The organism is Streptomyces sp. URMC 126, assembly GCF_051386555.1.
Lineage (GTDB): Bacteria > Actinomycetota > Actinomycetes > Streptomycetales > Streptomycetaceae > Streptomyces.
On the sequence record NZ_JBPQTX010001003.1, the window covers coordinates 1 to 260 of the forward strand.

At 75.0% G+C, this 260-nt stretch carries 1 protein-coding gene; it reads left to right on the plus strand.

The window, feature by feature from the left end; all coding sequences use genetic code 11:
- A partial coding sequence (locus ACSNOK_RS34860) for a hypothetical protein (RefSeq protein ID WP_436784712.1) occupies nt 1-260 on the plus strand: 260 nt, incomplete at both ends.

Sequence of the window (260 nt, forward strand, 5' to 3'; positions counted from 1 at the left end):
GCCTGCAGACGCCGGCCGAGCCCGAGGCGGCCGCGGCCGCCATCGAGCTGGCGCGGCTCGCCGGGGTTCTGCCCGCCTTGTGGCTGGTCGAAACGGATGCTTCCATCACCCTCGCCCCGGCTGACGTCGGGGAGGCCGCGCGCAGTCGCCGGGCGGAGATCGTCGCCCGCGCCCGGCTTCCGGTCGGGGGGCTCGACGACACGCAGATGGCCGTTTTCCGGGCGCCCGCCGACTGCAGCGAGCACGTCGCCTTGTTGATC